Genomic DNA, 13,666 nt, shown 5'->3' on the forward strand with positions numbered 1-13,666 from the left:
CGCCATGAGCGATGCCCCCACCTCGGATCTGCCGATCGACCTGCCGGGCGCCGCTGACCCGCAGTCGCCGGTGGCGACCGAGAGCAAGGGCTTCAGCGTCCACCTGGTCAACTTCGAGGGCCCGTTCGACCTGCTGCTGCAACTGATCAGCAAGCACAAGCTGGACATCACCGAGATCGCGCTGTCCCAGGTCACCGACGACTTCATCGCGCACATCAAGGCACTGGGGTCGGAGTGGGACCTGGACCAGACCTCCGAGTTCCTGCTGATCGCGGCGACGCTGCTCGATCTGAAGGCTGCCCGGCTGCTGCCGCAGGGCGACGTCGAGGACGCCGAGGATCTGGCGCTGCTCGAGGCCCGGGACCTGCTGTTCGCGCGGTTGTTGCAATACCGCGCGTTCAAGCAGATCGCGGCGCTGATGCAGCGGCGGATGGCGGAGGAGGCCAAACGGTTCCCGCGCGCGGTCGGGATGGAGCCGCGGTTCGCGGATCTGCTGCCCGAGGTTCTGCTCGGCGTGGATCCGGCCGGGCTCGCCGCGCTGGCTGCTCGCGCTCTGGCGCCGAAGACGAATGTGCCGGAGGGGGTTTCGCTCGCTCACCTGCACGCCCCGACGGTCACCGTTCGCGAACAGGCGCTGGTCGTGGTTGACCGCCTGCGCAGACAACGCAGTACGACGTTCCGCGCGCTGATCGCGGACTCGCCGGACACGGTGACGACGGTGTGCCGGTTCCTCGCGTTGCTGGAGTTGTTCCGCGAGGCGGCGGTAGCGTTCGACCAGATGACGCCGCTGGGTGAGCTGACGATCCGCTGGACCGGTTCCGACGAGGGCGAGATCGAGGTCGGCGACGAGTTCGACGAGGTCCCCAAGGCCGACGGCGAGGAAGGCGAGGCCCCGGTCGTCTCCGACGAAACCGACTTCCTCGAGCCCGGCGAAGAACTCACCGAGCCAGCTCCGGATCCGGTCCCGGAGCCCGCCGATGCGGCGCAGGAAGAAACAGGCCGGCGTGAGCCGGCGGACAACGAGACGGTGGAGCAGTGACCAAGAACCAGACCCCGACCGATCTCCAGGACAACCAAACCCCTGCAGACTCCGCCACAGCAGACGCCCTGGACTCCGTCACCACCACCGAACTACCCGTCGACCAGAGCCCGGCAGCCGACCCCGAACCGTCCGCCGAGGAGACAGCCGACGGGGAGCAGTCGCCCACCGAGGTGGGGGAGCAGGATGCGTCCGGCGAGGAGCCGTCTGGCGAGGAGGCTGCTGACGCCGAGCAGCTTTCCGCGCAAGCGGCCGCCGACGTGGACGAGCCGTCCGGCGACGAGGGCGCGCCCGGGCAGGCGGAGTTGCCGGTGGGGGATGAGGTTGTTATTGATGACGACACCATGCGGCGGGCGCTCGAGGCGATTCTGATGGTGACGGATGAGCCGTTGCCGGTGTTGACGCTGGCTCGGAGCGTCGGGCGGCCTACGCCGGATGTGTCGGCCGCGTTGACCGGACTGTCAGAGGAGTACACCGAGCAGGGGCGTGGGTTCGACCTGCGCGAGGTGGGCGGCGGCTGGCGGTACTACACCCGCGAGGACGCAGCGCAGTACGTGGAGCGGTTTGTGCTGGACGGACAGCAGGCGCGGCTTACGCAGGCGGCGCTGGAGACACTCGCGGTGGTCGCGTACAAGCAGCCGGTAAGCCGGGCGCGCGTCTCCGCGATCCGGGGTGTCAACGTCGACGGCGTAATGCGGACGCTGATCAGCCGCGGCCTGGTCGAGGAAGCGGGCGCGGACACGGAATCGCAGGCAACCCTCTACCGCTCGACCTCGTACTTCCTGGAGCGAATGGGAATGCAGAGCCTGGACGACCTGCCCGAGCTCGCCCCGTACCTCCCGGAGATGGACGACATGGAAGAGGAACTAGCCGCCCAAGCAGCCGCCGACGCAGCCCCACCCGCTTCCTCCGACGAGCCGCCGGCCCAGCAGCCGCTGGTGCCCGAGCCCGCCGACGAGCCCGCCTCCGACGCCGGGACCGCAGACAACGCTCGTCCCGCGGACGACACCGACGCCCCGGATGACGCCGGCGGTGCCGATGCCGCCGCCGATGCCGGTACCGCCGACGGTGCTGGTGTTGCGGATGATGCCGGAACTGCCGACCGTGCTGGTACTGCCGACGATGCCGGTACTGCGGACGCGGGGCCGGTGGCCGACGTACTGGGGGCCGAGGCGGATGCGACGCGGGATGACGGCGAGGCTGTGACGTCCGACCTCGGCGCGGTGGCAGCCGACCCCGAGGTCCTGCTGACCACTGAGGACGCGGCGGCCGATGAGAGCGACCAGGCGGACGACGAGAACGATCCCGGCATCGACGGCGATCTGAGCACCGACGAGCCCTCCGACCTGGACCTCGAACATACCCCCGAGGACCTCGACCCGTCCGACGAGGTCGAGTCCGGTGGCGACTCCGAGGACGCGGAGGAATCCGAGACCGTTGAGGAGGAGTGGGGGCCTGCCGAGGAAGCCGAGTCGGCGGAGGAGGAGTTGGCGCCTGCGGAGGAGCTCGAGGCTGTTGGGGAGGTCGACGAGGAGGTTGATCCCGCGGAGATCCCCGAGGTGGGCGAGGACGCCGCCTTTGGGGTGGCGGCGGATGATGGCGGTACGGGTACGGCGAGCGAGCGGGTTGAGAGAAGCGATGGTTGACGGTGAGGGCGGGATCCGGCTGCAGAAGGCGCTGGCGCAGGCGGGGATCGCCAGCAGGCGGTCGGCCGAGCTCCTGATCGAGCAGCGCCGGGTCGAGGTCGACGGCCAGGTCGTCACCGAGTTCGGTACCCGGGTCGACCCGGCGGTCTCGGTGATCCGCGTCGACGGCGAGCGGATCCCGCCGATCACCGCGCACGTCTACCTCGTCCTGAACAAGCCGCGCGGCGTCGTGACGACCATGTCCGATCCGCAGGGCCGGCCGTGTGTCGCCGACTACGTCCAGGACCGCCCCGAGCGGCTCTTCCACATCGGACGCCTCGACACCGACACCGAGGGCCTGCTCCTGCTCACGAACCACGGCGAGTTCGCGCACCGCTTGGCCCACCCGTCGTACGAGGTGTCCAAGACGTACGTCGCCGAGGTCGACGGCAACGTGAAGCCGTTCGTGCTCCGCAAGCTGCTCGACGGGGTGGACCTCGAGGACGGACCGGCGCAGGCCGACACCGTCCGGGAGATCTCCAGCATCAAGGGCCGCACGCTGGTTCAGATCACCCTGCACGAGGGCCGCAACCGGATCGTCCGCCGGATGTTCGACGCGATCGGCCACCCGGTGAAGCGCCTCACCCGTACTGCGATCGGCCCGGTCCGCCGCGGCAACCTGCACACCGGCGAGGTCCGCGAGCTAGAGGGCAAGGAACTGGGTCAGCTCCTGGACCTCGTCGACCTCTGACGGCCGGACCTGCAGCACTCATCAAGCTCGTCGGTGCTCCGAGTTGCGAGCTTGTCGCCGCCTGGTTTCAGCGGTCAGGCTCTGCTTTGTGAGTGGTACAGATCCGGTCACTCGCCGTGCAGGTGCGGCGTACCGGTGTCCCGGTCGACGCCGAGCAGCAGCAAGCCCTGCTGACCACAGCGCGCGGCGATGACGTGGCCCAGACAGTCCTTCGACTCCTCGTCACGCTGTTCCCCTTCGTTGGCTGAGGAGGCCGGGTTCCCCACCTCCTCTGACCTCGATGCGAACGGTTGAAGAAATGTTGCGGCGCCGGATCCGGACAACGAAGCGGTGACGGCGCGCCTGCTATCTGGCCCGGATGTCGGAAGCGCGCCGTAGGGTGGGTGATGTGAACCGGCGAATCTTCGGTCTGGAGAACGAGTACGGCGTCACCTGCACTTTTCGCGGTCAGCGCCGACTGACCCCCGATGAGGTGGCGCGGTACCTGTTTCGGCGCGTCGTGTCCTGGGGGCGGAGCAGCAACGTCTTCCTCCGCAACGGGGCCCGGCTCTACCTCGACGTGGGCTCCCATCCGGAGTACGCGACCGGCGAGTGCGACTCGGTCACCGACCTGATCGCACATGACAAGGCGGGCGAGCGGATCCTCGAAGGACTGCTCGTCGACGCGCAGAAGCGGCTGCACGACGAGGGCATCTTCGGCGACGTCTACCTGTTCAAGAACAACACGGACTCGGCCGGCAACTCCTACGGCTGCCACGAGAACTACCTGGTCAGCCGGCATGGCGACTTCGCCAAGCTCGCCGACGTGCTGATCCCGTTCCTGGTCACCCGGCAGCTGATCTGCGGCGCCGGCAAGGTGCTGCAGACGCCACGCGGCGCCGTGTACTCCGTGAGCCAGCGCGCCGAGCACATCTGGGAAGGCGTCTCCAGCGCGACGACGCGGTCCCGCCCGATCATCAACACCCGCGACGAGCCGCACGCGGACGCCGAGCGGTTCCGCCGGCTGCACGTGATCGTCGGCGACTCGAACATGTCCGAGACCACGATGCTGCTGAAGGTGGCCAGCACCGACCTGGTGCTGCGGATGATCGAGGCCGGCATCGTGATGCGCGACCTGACCCTGGACAACCCGATCCGGGCGATCCGCGAGATCAGCCACGACATGACCGGGCGCCGCGAGGTCCGGCTGGCGAACGGTCGCGAGGCCAGCGCCCTGGACATCCAGGGGGAGTACCTGAACAAGGCCCGCGACTTCGTCGACCGCCGCGAGCTCGGGACGCCGGCCGTCGAGCGCGCGTTGTCGCTGTGGGAGCGGACCCTGAAGGCGATCGAGTCCGGCGACCTGTCCGGGATCGAGCGGGAGATCGACTGGGTGATCAAGTACCGGCTGATCGAGCGCTACCGCCAGCAGAACAACCTCGGCCTGGCCAGCCCCCGGGTGGCCCAGCTCGACCTGGCGTACCACGACATCCACCGCCCGCGCGGGCTGTACTACCTGCTCGAGCGCAAGGGCGCCGTCACCCGGGTGGTCGACGACCTCCGGGTGTTCGAGGCGAAGTCGGTGCCGCCGCAGACGACCCGCGCCCGGCTGCGCGGCGAGTTCATCAAGCGCGCGCAGGAGCGCCGCCGCGACTTCACCGTCGATTGGGTGCACCTGAAGCTGAACGACCAGGCCCAGCGCACCGTGCTCTGCAAGGACCCGTTCAAGTCCCACGACGAACGCGTCGAGAAGCTCATCGCCAGCATGTGAGGCTTCCCCGCCCCAGGTTTCGGTCCAGTCGGAAACCTGGTGCGGGGATCGCGCTCGACCGGTAGAACTGCGCCCATGGCGATCGAGTTCAGACCGGTGACCGAGGGCGAGATCCGCGACTACCTGCGCGTCCTGCCGTACGTGAACGGCCTGCCGCAGGAGGAACCGCGACCCTCCGCCTGGTACGCCGGCCACGCGGCCTGGCCGCCCCAGCCCGCTCCCGCGTCCGACGAAGACCTCGACCGGTACGCCGAGGAGGTCCGCAGCGACTGGTTCCGCCCTCAGGCGGCCTTCGTCGACGGCAAGCTCGTGGGCGCGTCGGCCATCGTCTCCGTGGAAGTCACCATCCCCGGGTTGCGCCAGGTCCCGATGGGCGGCGTGACCTCGACCGCCGTGATGGCCACGCACCGTCGCAAGGGTCTGCTCCGCGGCATCATGACCGCGATGCTGACCGACTGCCGGGAGCACGGCGAGTTCCTGGTCGGGCTGAGCGCGAGTGAAGGAAGCATCTACGGCCGGTACGGTTTCTCGCCTGCCACCTTCCAGGAGCGCTGGGAGCTCCAGCGCACCGAGGCCAAGTTCCGCGACCCCGTCCAGGACTCCGGCGAGCTCGACCTGGTCGACGGCTCGACAGCAGCTGAGGTGTGGACGGTGCTGCACGAGCAGATCCGCGCCCGGCGGGTCGGTGAGATCAGCCCGCTGCCGGGCAAGTGGGACGGCCTCGCGGCGAACGACCTTCCACGCGACGGTTCCGGTCCAGCCAGACACCTGGTGCACCGAGATGCAGACGGCGTCGTCGACGGCGCCGCGATCTTCCGCCTGCCGTGGTCCCCGGATCCGGCACTTGCGGGAGCCCTTCAGGTAGAGGCGTTCGAGGCTCTGAACCTGGACGCATACCGCGCTCTGTGGAGTCTGCTGACCGACTTCGACCTCACCAATCGGGTCGTGGCGGCGAAGCGCCCGGTTGTCGAGCCACTGCGCTGGATGCTCGCCAATCAGCGTGCGATGCGCGTCACCCGCACCAGGGACAACCTCTGGCTCCGCATCCTCGACGTGAGCGCCGCACTCGAGGCGCGCGCGTACGCAGTACCGGGGTCGCTTGTGCTGGAGGTGTCCGACGACCTGTGCGAGTGGAACGCGGGCCGCTGGCGCCTCGACGCCGGACCGGACGGAGCCACCTGTACTGCGGCGCCGGCCGCGCAGGTGGATATCAGCCTGTCGACGACTGAGCTCGGATCGCTTTATCTGGGAGGCGTTTCGCCGGGAGACCTGCTCGCAGCGGGGCGGATCGGTGAGCACCGGCCTGGCGCTGTCTCGGTTCTGGGTGGCATGCTGCGACAGGACACCACTCCACACAACGCCGTCGGTTTCTGAGCCTGCACGGACCTCGGAGTCCACGGTCGGGAGCCCCAACGACGCTGCGTGACGTGACCGAACGGTGACTGAGGTGGCTGGCGTCGTGCTTGTCCGCGCAGGCTAGGGTGGGCGCGTTCATCTGGCCGTATATCGAGGCGGGCCGCTGAGACCAGGTCGCGCCGTGAGATTTTGAGGTGCTCTTTTCGTGCGCAAGTTGTTGAGTCTGGTCGCGGTGGTGGCGCTGGGGGCAACCTTGGCCGCCTGCGGCTCCGAGGATTCCAACTCCGGAGGCGACTTCGGCAAGGCCGGGATCAAGGTGACCGAGGACTTCGGCAAGAAGCCGACCGTCACCCACCGCGACGGGGAGCCCGACAAGGCCCTGGTGACCGAGGTGCTCAAGGAGGGCGACGGTCCCGAGGTGAAGAAGGGCGAGCTGCTCACCGCGAACTACCTCGGCCAGATCTGGCGTGACGGCAAGGTGTTCGACAACTCCTACGACCGGGGCGCGCCGTCGTCGTTCCCGATCGGTGTCGGCGGCGTCATCGCCGGCTGGGACGAGGCTCTGGTCGGCAAGAAGATCGGCAGCCGCGTGGTGATGTCGATCCCGTCCGACAAGGGCTACAAGGAGCAGGGCAACGAGCAGGCCGGCATCAAGGGTGACGACACGCTGATCTTCGTCGTCGACCTGGTCGGCGCCGCCGCCAACGACACCAAGCTGGACGCCGAGCCGGTCGCCTCCGCGCCGACCAAGTTCAAGGTCACCGGCGAGCTGAACGCCGAGCCGAAGGTGACGGTTCCGGCCGGCACCAAGGCACCCGCGAAGCCGGGCAAGCCCGTCATCATCGCGCTGGGCAAGGGCAAGCCGATCGAGAAGGGCAGCCAGCTCATCGGCCGCTACGTGGTCTACGACTACGCCGGCAAGAAGCAGGCCAGCACCTGGGACGGCCAGCCCGCGTCGGCGTCCGCTCCGGCCCAGCCGGGTGCGCCGACCGACCAGCTCCAGGTCGGCCCGGGCCCGAACGGCCAGGCAGGTGCTCTGGACGGCCTGGCCGGTATGCCGATCGGCAGCCGCGTCCTGGTCGAGCTGCCCGCCGCCAAGGACGACAAGGGCAAGGTCACCACGGCCTTCGCCGTCATCGACGTCCTGAACGCCTTCCCGGCGCCGAAGCAGCAGGGCCAGTAATCAAGTAGTAGTCATCGCCGCGGCCCGGTCTCCCGAGTGGGGGACCGGGCCGCGGTGCTGTTCAGGGTTGGATCTTCAGGGCCGGCGGAACCAGCGGTTGGACTCGGGCTGGTACATCAGCACGACTGCGGCGATCACGGCCATCATGTGCACGCTGCGGATCACGGTGAACGCGAAGAACCCGGCATCGAGATCCAGCGCGCCGAAGTCACGGTCACCGGCGAGCCACCCGATCGGCCCGGCGACCAGCGTCGCCATCCCGACCACCCCGAGTGCCACGGCCAGCAGGGTGCGCGACCAGTTGCGCCCCTGCCGGAAGAACCTGTCGATCACGACGAACAGTCCGCCGTACACGATCGTTCGGAGCGCGATCTGGGCGACGAGAGCGGCCCAGGGGATGTTGTCGGACGACAGCACTCCGATCACGCCGAGGACGGACTCGGCCACTCCGGCGCCCACGGCGAGGAACCACATGCCGGCCGAGGCCCGCGCGGTGACCGGCGGTCCGGAGGCGACGGTGTCGTGAATGCTCAGGTTGGTTGCCATGCTCCAACTCTCGGGCGGAAACGCCTGCAGATCAGGAGTACTGGGACCCCGATCCGGGTGGTGGTACGTCCACCAGCCCGGCCGCGTGGCGTCCGGCCGCGGCGGCTGCCTCGAAGTACGCGCGGTCGCCGTCGAGATCGCGGCCCATCGTCGACAGCTTGACCGGGGCGTCCCGCAGGGCGTCGTACAGGCCGTCGATGCCGATCCGGACGACCCGGTGCCGGGCCTTGAGCGGTTCGGCCGCGTCGCGGACCGCGTCGCCGAAGTCACCGGCCAGATCCGGTACGACGACGTCCGCCGGCTGCAGGGCGACCCGCCCGTACGCCGTGAGGCTGTGGTGCGAGATGCCGCGGTGTCGTGGGCGCGGGTCCGCCTCGGAGATCCGTAGGGACGCGACTGCTCGCCCGCCGAGGGTGCCGACCGCGTTGACGGCTTCACCCGACTGGACGCCGGAGAAGCCCCAGCGGGTGCCAGTGCCGAGGTTGCCCGGCCCCTGCGTCAGTACGACGAGTTCGGCGGCTAGTACGTGGACGGCCGTGAGGAGGCCAGTGTGGACCGTCACGGTCTCCCGGTCGCCGCCGTACGCCTGTCCGACCGTCACTGTGCCGCCAAGCCAGCCGGCGTCACGCAGTGCCGGCACGGTGCGGGAGAACGCCAGAGGCAGCGCTCCACCGTCCGTCATCACGTAGACGACCCGGGTGCCTGGCCTGGCCTCGTAAACCCCAGCCAGTACTGCGGGCAGCGCCGAGTGCAGGTCAGCCACCACGACCGGAGTACCGAACAGATCGTCGGCGTCTCGCAGTACTGCGTGGTCCGGCGAGTCCTGCTCGTCCGCGCCGAGCACCATCGACTGCAACGGCGTGTAGCGGGCCTTCACCAGGTGCCCGGTCTCAGGCGGGTCCTCCGGAAGCCGGTCGGGGATCGCCACGACCAGGGCATAACCACCGGTCCCGAGACCACGATCGAGTGCTCCCACGTTGAGCAGGACCCGGTCACCCACTACCGGGGACCCCACCAGGTCCGGATAGGCCAGCGACCGGACAGCCCGGCCCCCGACGTCCACCGTCAACTCCTGGGCCCCGGCCCAACCCCGCCCTAGCTCGCTCACAACCCCTTCACGCCACCGCATCACACCGTGACCCTAAGGCACGTCGGTAAACCCTGTGCGTGCTGCGCGGCACTCGGCACGGCACAGGATCTACCAGCGTGCCCTAGTGGTTCCGCCGTTAGAACACCTGTTCGGCGCGGGGGTACGACGTAGGACCGTGGACCCCGTAAGGTGGTCGGGTGTCAGCGCGGAAGAGTGAGCGGCTGCTCAATTTGGTGATCTGCCTGCTGGTCGCGCGCACATACGTGACCAAGGAGCGGATCCGCGAGGTGGTCGAGGGTTACGCCGGGCAGACCGACGACGCCTTCGAGAAGATGTTCGAGCGCGACAAGGACGAGTTGCGCGACCTCGGCATCCCGATCGAGATGGGCACCATCGACAAGTTCTTCTCCGACGACGTCGGCTACCGGATCCGCCGGGACGTGTTCGAACTGCCCGAGGTGCACCTGGAGCCGGACGAGGCGGCGGTGCTCGGGGTCGCCGCGCGGGTCTGGCAGCACGCCAGCCTGGCCGAGGCGACCACGTCGGCCGTGCTGAAGCTGAAGGCCGCCGGGATCCAGACCGACCAGTCCGCGCTGAGCGCGATCGAGCCGCACGTCGGCGCCTCCGAGCCGGCCTTCGACCCGCTCTGGTCGGCCGTGGTGAGCCGGACCGTCGTCCGCTTCGAGCACACCCGCAGCGGCTACTCCGAGTCGACCACCCGCACGCTCGAGCCCTGGGGCATCGTCTCCTGGCACGGCCGCTGGTACGTCGTGGGCCGCGATCGCGACCGCGAGGCGACCCGGATGTTCCGGTTGTCCCGGATCGGGGGCAACGTAAAGAGCATCGGCAGCCCCGGCGCGTTCACCGTGCCCGAGGGGACCGACATCCGCTCGCTGGTGTCCGAACTGGCACCGCCGCGGCCGACCTCCGAGGCGAAGGTCCGGGCCCGAACTGGTTCGTGTGTGAGCCTGCGCCGCCGAGCCAACGCGATCGAGCCGTACGAGGACGGCTGGGATCTCCTGCACGTCCCGTACGCCGACTCCGGGGTGCTCGCGGAGGAGATCGCGTCGTACGGGCCTGACGCGGTGGTGGAAGGCCCGGGTGACGTGCTGGACGGCGTACTGCGGCGGCTGCGGACGGTCGCGGGGGTGCCCGCATGAGTAATGCGCGGGATCAGGTCCAGCGGCTGCTTGCGCTCGTGCCGTACCTGCGGGAGAACGATGGCGCCCGAGTGGACGACGTCGCCGCGGAGTTCGGCGTGCGGCCGAAGCAGATCATCGCGGACCTGAAGGTGCTCTGGTTCTGCGGCCTGCCGGGTGCGCAGATGGGCGACCTGATCGAGATCGACATCGACGCCGCCGAGGGCGACGGCGTCATCCACCTGAACAACGCCGACTACCTGGCCCGGCCGCTGCGGCTCGCCGCCGACGAGGCGCTCGCGCTGCTCACCGCGCTGCGAACCCTGCGCGAGGTGACCGCAGGCCAGGACCGGGACGCCGTCGACCGCGCGATCGCCAAGCTCGAAGCGGCAGCGGGGGAGGGGGCCGCGGCCAGCGAGGGCACCGCGGCGCACGTGCACGTCGAGCCGGCCGCGCCTGAGATCGCGGACACGGTCAACCGCGCTCTGGCCGGCAAGCTCCGCCTGCACCTCACGTACGACGTACCGTCGCGGGACGAGACCACCGAGCGGGATGTGGACCCGATGCGGCTGGTGGTGTCGGAGGGTCGCACCTACCTCGAGGCTTGGTGCCGCCTGGCCGAGGATGTCCGGCTTTTCCGCCTGGACCGGATCGCCGCCGCCAAGCTCCTGGAGCTCCCGAGCGAGCCACCGCCGCAGGCGACCCCGCGCGACCTCTCGAACGGCATGTTCCAGCCGTCCGAGTGCGATCTCCTGGCCACGATCCAACTGGCGCCGCCGGCCCGCTGGGTGGCCGAGTACTACCCCACGGAGTCCGTTGAAGAGGGTCCCGACAACTCACTCATCGTGAAGCTCCGGGTCGCCGACACTGGTTGGCTGCAGCGCCTGGTACTGCGCCTCGGCGGCTCCGCCACGGTCCTGGATCCGCCAGACCTGGGCCGGCAGATCGCAGGCACGGCCCGCGAGGCCCTGGCCGCCTACGACGACCAGATCTGACCCCGGCTCACGGACCGGGACCTCACGCCTTCGCCAGCGCGTCGACGACCTGCGCGGGACTTCACGGCTTCGAGAGGGACTTCTCGAGCGGTGCGCGGAAGCGTGGGGTGACTCGGACGCCGGCCAGCCAGGAGGTCCAGCGCGCGGCTTCGGCCTCGATCGCGGCGACTGTTTCGGAGCCGACGTCCTCCAGCAGTTTGTAGCGGACCTCGCCGGTCTCGGGCTGCCCCCAGCCGCCGACGATCCGGCCGTCGCACCAGACCGTCGGACCCACGTTGCCGGTGTTGTCGAAGAGCTGGGACTTGTGCTCGCCGAGGTACCAGTCGCGGTCCTTCCACCCCATCGGCGTCGGGTCGAGCGCAGGCAGGAACGAGACCCACGGCTCCACTTCGACCTCAGGGGCCTCGTCGCCAGGGAGCACGTAGCCGACCACGCCGTCCAGGTCCACCTCGACCGCGGAGAGCGCGGCCAGGGCCTTTCTCGTCTGGCCGAGGGTCCACCCGCTCCACCACTGCAGATCCGCCACGGTCCCCGGCCCGAACGCGCCCAGCCAGGCCCGCGCTAGCGAGATCCGTGCCTCCTCGGCCGGAGGCTTGTCACTCGGTCCCTGCGGCAGCCAGTTCTCCACCGGGGACCACTGGTGCTGTCCGCTCAACCAGGTGCCGAGTGGGCGCCCCCGGACGATCCGCCCCTCGGCTGACAACTGGAAGAGCACCCGACTGGTGACGTACGGCTGAGCGGCGTACGTCTTGCCCGGCGCCATCGCCAGCCGGCTCCGCAGCCGGGGCTCGTCCGCGGACAGCTCCTGGGCGGTGGCCGAGCCGCGCAGAGTGAGGGCGGTCGCGGTCGATTCCTCGACGGCTCGCAACCACTTGCCGGAGGCGTCCGGGTCGGCCCCGATGCCCGCCTCGGTGAGGTGCTTGACCAGCAGTTTGCGCTGCTTGACGGCGATGTCGTCGGTGCAGGCCGCCTGGACCACCGGCGCGAACGGAGTCGGTACGACGAACACCGTCCGCCGCATTCCGAGCATCCGGATCAGCGTGCGGTCGTCGTACAGGGCACGCTCCGTGATTGCGACCTCGCTCCCCGGCACTCGCGCGGCGACCGAGAGGTGCACAGTGGCCGGATCCGTCGCGTGCAGCGCGACCATCGAGGCGGCCGCCTGGACCGGGTCCGGCGCCTGGCAGGACGGCGCCAGCCGGTGCCGTCGGCCGATCCTGGCCCTGCGTTCGTCGAGTGAGATCTGTTCCATCCCCCGGCGCCCCCTTCGTGTCGTCAGCCCAGTGTCCCTGCAGTTGTCCCGGCCGCGGATCGCGCGGCGGACACCATTTCTTACCATCACGTTCCGACACCGTTGTCCGCACGGCGACCCGCGGAGGAGGGGTCGCGACCGTGAACCGGATAGGCTCGGTCGTATGTATTGGTTCCTGCTCTTCATCGGTGTGGTGGCGGTGTGGCTCCTGGTCCTCGCCCTGCTCGCGCTGAAGCTGTGGGGCCAGACCAAGGCACTGACGCGTGAGTTGGTCGCCGCCCAGTCCAAGCTCGAACAAGCGCAGTCCCAGGCCGGGTCCGGACAGACCCGCGGGGAAGAGCGGGTCCGGGCGTAGTATCGGCGCTCACGGTTGAGCCACGAGTAGAAGTTTGTGAAAGGGAGTTCGTCATGGTCACGCTCCTCGGTATGCCCCAGGGCGCGGAGTGGCTCGTCATCCTCGCGATCGTCGTGCTGCTCTTCGGGTCGGCCAAGCTGCCGGCACTGGTGAGGCAGCTCGGCAAGTCGAAGAAGATCTGGGAGGAAGAGGTCGGCCCCGGGCGCAAGAAGGGCGACGAGCTCACCCAGGGCGAGCAGGCGCAGGCGCAGACCCCGCCGCCGGCCCAGGCGCCCGTCCAGCAGCCGGCCCAGCAGCCCAACCAGGTGAACGGCCAGGCCCCGGGCGACGGCTTGCCGCCGACCCACACGGCCAACTGAGACACCCGCGCCAGCTGTGACGATGGTGAGGCTCGGACGGCGGAAAGAGCGCCGGCCGAAGGACGAAGAGGGTCGGATGACCCTGCGCGAGCACATCACGGAGCTGCGCAACCGGTTGCTCAAGTGTGTGCTTGCGATCGTGCTGGGTGCGGTCGTCGGCTGGATCTTCTACAACTGGGCGCTGGATCTGCTGCAGCAGCCGTTCGACACCAGTGTCAAGGAGTTG

The 13,666-nt window shown here is 69.4% G+C and carries 15 protein-coding genes; 11 read left to right on the top strand and 4 right to left on the bottom strand.

What is annotated here, in order from left to right; genetic code table 11:
• Positions 1-4 precede the first annotated feature (4 nt).
• From EV648_RS14490 to EV648_RS14500, 3 genes are read left to right on the top strand one after another with little or no spacing between them, the layout of a single operon-like run.
• Positions 5-1,039, top strand: a complete 1,035-nt coding sequence (locus EV648_RS14490; protein WP_132290465.1) for a ScpA family protein — start codon at positions 5-7, stop codon at positions 1,037-1,039.
• Positions 1,036-2,685, top strand: coding sequence for an SMC-Scp complex subunit ScpB (gene scpB, locus EV648_RS45190; RefSeq protein ID WP_370452716.1), 1,650 nt, complete (start codon positions 1,036-1,038; stop codon positions 2,683-2,685). Before EV648_RS14490 ends, scpB begins: the two co-directional genes overlap by 4 nt.
• Positions 2,678-3,415: a pseudouridine synthase gene (locus EV648_RS14500; protein ID WP_132290468.1), complete on the top strand. Its 738-nt coding sequence runs from the start codon at positions 2,678-2,680 to the stop codon at positions 3,413-3,415. Before scpB ends, EV648_RS14500 begins: the two co-directional genes overlap by 8 nt.
• Before the next feature lie 107 nt (positions 3,416-3,522).
• On the opposite strand, the gene EV648_RS42580 is transcribed toward EV648_RS14500, so the two are convergent.
• On the bottom strand, positions 3,523-3,681 hold the full coding sequence (locus tag EV648_RS42580) for a hypothetical protein (protein ID WP_158293987.1): 159 nt from the start codon (positions 3,679-3,681) through the stop codon (positions 3,523-3,525).
• A 122-nt stretch (positions 3,682-3,803) separates the two neighbouring features.
• On the opposite strand from EV648_RS42580, the gene pafA reads away from it, so the two are divergent.
• The 3 genes from pafA to EV648_RS14515 all read left to right on the top strand — a co-directional run bounded on the left by pafA (position 3,804) and on the right by EV648_RS14515 (position 7,704).
• Complete coding sequence (gene pafA / locus EV648_RS14505) at positions 3,804-5,165, top strand: Pup--protein ligase (RefSeq protein ID WP_132191035.1); 1,362 nt, start codon at positions 3,804-3,806, stop codon at positions 5,163-5,165.
• A gap of 75 nt (positions 5,166-5,240) precedes the next feature.
• Positions 5,241-6,539 (top strand): GNAT family N-acetyltransferase, encoded by a 1,299-nt coding sequence (locus tag EV648_RS14510; protein WP_132290471.1) that lies wholly within the window; start codon positions 5,241-5,243, stop codon positions 6,537-6,539.
• Positions 6,540-6,726: 187 nt separating this feature from the next.
• Positions 6,727-7,704: an FKBP-type peptidyl-prolyl cis-trans isomerase gene (locus tag EV648_RS14515; protein ID WP_132191033.1), complete on the top strand. Its 978-nt coding sequence runs from the start codon at positions 6,727-6,729 to the stop codon at positions 7,702-7,704.
• A 75-nt stretch (positions 7,705-7,779) separates the two neighbouring features.
• Here the strand turns inward: EV648_RS14515 and EV648_RS14520 are convergent, their stop codons facing one another.
• Together EV648_RS14520 and EV648_RS14525 are read right to left on the bottom strand one after the other, a co-directional pair.
• Positions 7,780-8,250 (bottom strand): hypothetical protein, encoded by a 471-nt coding sequence (locus EV648_RS14520; RefSeq protein WP_132290474.1) that lies wholly within the window; start codon positions 8,248-8,250, stop codon positions 7,780-7,782.
• 31 nt (positions 8,251-8,281) lie between these two features.
• Entirely contained in the window at positions 8,282-9,313 is a 1,032-nt protein-coding gene (locus EV648_RS14525; RefSeq protein WP_241995151.1) for a DUF3866 family protein, read from the bottom strand.
• A gap of 224 nt (positions 9,314-9,537) precedes the next feature.
• Here EV648_RS14525 and EV648_RS14530 point away from each other — a divergent pair, with 224 nt between their 5' ends.
• Positions 9,538-10,500, top strand: a complete 963-nt coding sequence (locus tag EV648_RS14530; protein WP_132290480.1) for a YafY family protein — start codon at positions 9,538-9,540, stop codon at positions 10,498-10,500.
• Entirely contained in the window at positions 10,497-11,474 is a 978-nt protein-coding gene (locus EV648_RS14535; RefSeq protein WP_132290483.1) for a YafY family protein, read from the top strand. The genes EV648_RS14530 and EV648_RS14535 overlap by 4 nt, the downstream gene beginning before the upstream one ends.
• Before the next feature lie 61 nt (positions 11,475-11,535).
• Here EV648_RS14535 and EV648_RS14540 read toward each other — a convergent pair whose 3' ends face one another.
• A complete protein-coding gene (locus tag EV648_RS14540; RefSeq protein WP_132290486.1) occupies positions 11,536-12,726 on the bottom strand; it encodes a winged helix DNA-binding domain-containing protein in 1,191 nt (396 codons plus the stop codon).
• A gap of 163 nt (positions 12,727-12,889) precedes the next feature.
• On the opposite strand from EV648_RS14540, the gene EV648_RS14545 reads away from it, so the two are divergent.
• From EV648_RS14545 to EV648_RS14555, 3 genes are all read left to right on the top strand, one after another.
• Positions 12,890-13,081 (top strand): hypothetical protein, encoded by a 192-nt coding sequence (locus tag EV648_RS14545; protein WP_132290489.1) that lies wholly within the window; start codon positions 12,890-12,892, stop codon positions 13,079-13,081.
• Between the two features lie 53 nt (positions 13,082-13,134).
• Positions 13,135-13,440: a twin-arginine translocase TatA/TatE family subunit gene (locus EV648_RS14550; RefSeq protein ID WP_132290492.1), complete on the top strand. Its 306-nt coding sequence runs from the start codon at positions 13,135-13,137 to the stop codon at positions 13,438-13,440.
• 76 nt (positions 13,441-13,516) lie between these two features.
• The coding region (locus tag EV648_RS14555; protein WP_199234599.1) for a twin-arginine translocase subunit TatC at positions 13,517-13,666 on the top strand (150 nt) is incomplete at its 3' end.

Source organism: Kribbella sp. VKM Ac-2568 (assembly GCF_004345365.1).
GTDB classification, from domain to species: Bacteria; Actinomycetota; Actinomycetes; order Propionibacteriales; family Kribbellaceae; genus Kribbella; species Kribbella orskensis.

Excerpts from the sequence above, each read along its gene's own strand:
- EV648_RS14490 (WP_132290465.1), top strand. The coding sequence starts at position 5 with ATGAGCGATGCCCCCACCTCGGATCTGCCGATCGACCTGCCGGGCGCC.
- EV648_RS14500 (WP_132290468.1), top strand. The coding sequence starts at position 2,678 with ATGGTTGACGGTGAGGGCGGGATCCGGCTGCAGAAGGCGCTGGCGCAG.
- EV648_RS14510 (WP_132290471.1), top strand. The coding sequence starts at position 5,241 with ATGGCGATCGAGTTCAGACCGGTGACCGAGGGCGAGATCCGCGACTAC.
- EV648_RS14520 (WP_132290474.1), bottom strand. The coding sequence starts at position 8,250 with ATGGCAACCAACCTGAGCATTCACGACACCGTCGCCTCCGGACCGCCG.
- EV648_RS14535 (WP_132290483.1), top strand. The coding sequence starts at position 10,497 with ATGAGTAATGCGCGGGATCAGGTCCAGCGGCTGCTTGCGCTCGTGCCG.
- EV648_RS14540 (WP_132290486.1), bottom strand. The coding sequence starts at position 12,726 with ATGGAACAGATCTCACTCGACGAACGCAGGGCCAGGATCGGCCGACGG.
- EV648_RS14545 (WP_132290489.1), top strand. The coding sequence starts at position 12,890 with ATGTATTGGTTCCTGCTCTTCATCGGTGTGGTGGCGGTGTGGCTCCTG.
- EV648_RS14550 (WP_132290492.1), top strand. The coding sequence starts at position 13,135 with ATGGTCACGCTCCTCGGTATGCCCCAGGGCGCGGAGTGGCTCGTCATC.